This is a genomic window from Streptomyces sp. NPDC094448 (assembly GCF_044763775.1).
Lineage (GTDB): Bacteria > Actinomycetota > Actinomycetes > Streptomycetales > Streptomycetaceae > Streptomyces.
On the sequence record NZ_JBIWGU010000033.1, the window covers coordinates 1 to 3,877 of the forward strand.

General features: G+C 68.6%; 1 protein-coding gene. It reads left to right on the forward strand.

Annotated elements, in window-relative coordinates:
• Nucleotides 1-3,877 (forward strand): amino acid adenylation domain-containing protein (locus ACIQ9E_RS29715; protein ID WP_403712302.1); only part of this gene is annotated, 3,877 nt, incomplete at both ends.

The window sequence follows — 3,877 nt, forward strand, 5'->3', positions numbered from 1 at the left end:
GATCAGGTCAAGGTCCGCGGATTCCGTATCGAGCTGGGTGAGATCGAGACTCTGCTGCGGGCTCATCCGGACGTCGACCAGGCCGTCGCAACCGTGCGCGGGGAACGTCTCACCGCCTACACCACCGGCACAGCGGTACCCGGGGAAGAACTACGCCGGTATCTCGCCCGCGCTGTTCCCGATTACATGATTCCTTCGGCGTTCGTCGCTCTCGATGTTCTCCCACTGACCGCGAACGGCAAGCTCGACCGCAAGGCCCTGCCCGACCCCGACCCCACCCACACCACCACCGGCCGCACCCCCCGCACCCCCCAGGAAGAAATCCTCTCCACCCTCTTCGCCGACGTGCTGGGCCTGGAGCGGGTGGGTATCGACGACAGCTTCTTCGACCTCGGCGGTCACTCGCTGCTTGCTACGCGGCTGGTGTCCCGCGTCCGTAGCACTCTGGGTGCGGAGCTGTCGGTCCGTGCCCTGTTCGAGGCACCGACCGTGGCAGGCCTCGCCCAGCAACTCACCCAAGCAGCCTCCGCACGCACACCGGTGGTGGCGCGGGCGGAGCGCCCGCAACGGATCCCGCTCTCCGCGGCTCAGCAGGGCCTGTGGTTCCTCCACCGGCTCGAAGGCCCCACCGCCACCTACAACATCCCCGTCGCCCTGCGCCTGACCGGCACCCTCGACGAACAAGCACTCCGCGATGCCCTCACAGATCTGGTAGCACGCCACGAAGCACTGCGGACCGTCTTCACCCACCACGACAGCGACGGCGATAGTGGTGGTGCTTATCAGGTGGTGCGTCCTGCCGGGCTTGCGCGGCCGGACCTGGAGGTGCGGGCCGTCACCGAAGACGGGCTGGAGGAGGCGCTGGCCGCCGCGGCGGGCGAGACTTTCGACCTGACCCGGGACCTGCCCCTGCGGGCCACCCTGTTCCGCCTGGGACCGGACGAGCACGTCCTGCTCCTGGTCGTGCACCACATCGCCGCGGACGAGGGATCCTTCGCCCCTCTGGCCCGCGACCTCACCACCGCATACGCGGCCCGTGCCACCGGCCGGACCCCCGACCCGGCCCCGCTCCCCGTCCAGTACGCCGACTACACCCTCTGGCAACGCGAGATCCTCGGCTCCGAAGACGATCCCGAGTCGACGGTCTCCCGCCAGCTCGCGTACTGGCAGAACACCCTGACCGGACTCCCCACCGAACTCGACCTCCCCACCGACCGGCCCCGACCCGCCGTCCCCACCCACCGCGGCGGAACCGTCACCTTCACCATCCCCACCCCCCTCCACACCGCCCTCACCCACCTCGCCCGCCAGCAACACGCCAGCACCTTCATGGTCCTCCAGGCAGCCCTCGCCGTCCTCCTCTCCCGCCTCGGCGCCGGAAACGACATCCCCATCGGCTCCCCCATCGCCGGACGCACCGACGACACCCTCGAAAACCTGGTCGGCTTCTTCGTCAACACCCTCGTCCTCCGCACCGACCTCACCGGCAACCCCACCTTCACCGAACTGCTGGCCAGGGTCCGCGAAACCGACCTCGCCGCCTACACCCACCAGGACATCCCCTTCGAACGCCTCGTCCACCACCTCAACCCCGAACGCTCCCCCTCCCGACACCCCCTCTTCCAGATACGTCTCGTGGTGCAGAACGCCGATCCGCGCGCCGCAATGGGGGCCACGCTCGAACTGCCTGGGCTCTCCGTGTCCGCAGAAGGCACTGCTGACGAAGGCGCAAAGTTCGACCTGTTGTTCCGCCTTTACGAGACGGAGTCGGGTCTGGGCGGCGTGCTGGAGTACAGCGCGGACCTCTACGACGCTTCCACCGCCGAGTCCCTGTCCGAGCGTTTCCTGCGCGTACTGCGTTCGGCCGTTACGGAGCCGGAGCGGCGTGTGGGTCAGGTCGACGTAATGGACAGTGCCGAGCGCGACCGTCTACTGGAGGACTGGAACGCCACTGCACGGGATGTCGAGCCGACGAGCGTGGTGGAGCTGTTCTCGGCCCAGGTCGCGCGCACTCCGGACGCCGAGGCGCTCATCTTCGAGGACACCGTCCTTACCTACGCGGAACTGGACGAGCGGAGTAACCGCTTCGCCCGGCTGCTGATCGAGCACGGTGTCGGCCCCGAGCGCATTGTCGCTGTGGCCCTGCCACGCTCCGTGGAACTGATCGTGAGCCTCCTCGCCGTACTCAAGGCCGGTGGCGCCTATCTGCCACTGGAGCTGGACCATCCGGCGGAGCGCATCCGCTACATGCTCCACGACGCCAACCCTCAGGTGATCGTGGCCCGAGAAGAGCTGTCCGGCCTCGTGGCGGAGGCACCCGGGGCCAAGCCGCTGCTGTGGGATGCGGAAGAGACCGAGAAGGCGCTGGCAGAGGTCTCCGGTGAGCCGCTCATAGCCCCGAACCCGAAGGGGGCGCCACGACCCGGCGATCTCCCGGCTCCGCACGACCCGGCCTACGTGATCTACACGTCGGGCTCCACGGGACGTCCCAAGGGAGTCGTCGTCGAACACCGCTCGGTAGGCGCCTATCTTCAGCGCGCACGCCACGCGTACCCGGATGCCTCCGGCAGTGCGTTGCTGCACTCCCGTATCGGCTTCGACCTGACCGTGACCGCGCTCTACACACCGCTGGTGTCGGGCGGCAGTGTACGTCTGGCCGATCTCAGGGACGAGACGGGGGACGGATTCGCCGCCACGGCCCGGCCGACCTTCATGAAGGCCACGCCGAGCCATATGGCACTTCTGGGCACCCTGCCCGACGCCGCCTCCCCGACCGGCACGCTCATCCTCGGCGGCGAGCAACTTCTCGGCGAGAGCCTGGCCGAGTGGCGCGAGCGGCACCCCGACGTAACAGTCATCAATGCCTACGGCCCGACCGAAGCCACCGTCAACTGCACGGACTTCAGGCTTGAGCCCGGCATCCCGACCCCGTCTGGCCCCGTGCCGATCGGTCGGCCTTTCTGGAACACCCAGGCCTATGTCCTGGGCGCGAACCTGCAGCCGGTGCCGACCGGCGTCCCGGGCGAGCTGTACATCGCCGGCACCGGCCTCGCGCGGGGATATCTGGGGCGTCCCGACATGACGGCGGAGCGGTTCGTGGCGAATCCGTTCGGCCGGGCCGGCGCGCGCATGTACCGCACCGGCGACCTCGTACGGTGGGGCAGGGACGGACAACTACGGTACGTGGGCCGCGCCGACCAGCAGGTGAAGCTGCGCGGCTTCCGTCTGGAGCCGGGCGAAATCGAGTCCGTACTCGTGAGCATGGCCGAGCTTCATCAGGCAGCAGTCGTGGTCCGTGAGAACAGCTCGGGTGACAGGTCCCTCGTCGCGTACGTCGTACCGGACACCGGAGGAGAGCCCGCGGCGACCGCAGCGACCCTGCGGGCTTACGTGGCCGATCGTCTGCCCGACTACATGGTGCCGTCGGCGTTCGTCCTGCTCGACGCTCTGCCGTTGACCGCCAACGGGAAGCTGGACAGGCTCGCCCTTCCCGCCCCTGCAGAGGAGTCGGCGGCCGAACGTACACCGGCTACGTCCGTCAATGCGGCCCACAACCCGTTGGAGGAGGCTTTCAGCGGCCTCTTCGCGAACGTACTGGGCGTCGACCGGGTCGGCAGGGACGACGACTTCTTCAAACTGGGTGGGCACTCTTTGCTCGCCATCCGGCTGTTGGCTCGGGCTCGTTCAGTTCTCGGCATGGAGCTGTCGGTCCGCGACATGTTTAACAACCCCACGGTTGCCGGACTCGCCAAGCTGGTTACGGTGGGCGGACGGACGGGTCGGCCGGTGGTGGCGCGGGCGGAGCGCCCGCAGCGGATCCCGCTCTCGTACGCCCAGCAGCGGCTGTGGTTCCTGCACCAGTACGAACCCGACAGCG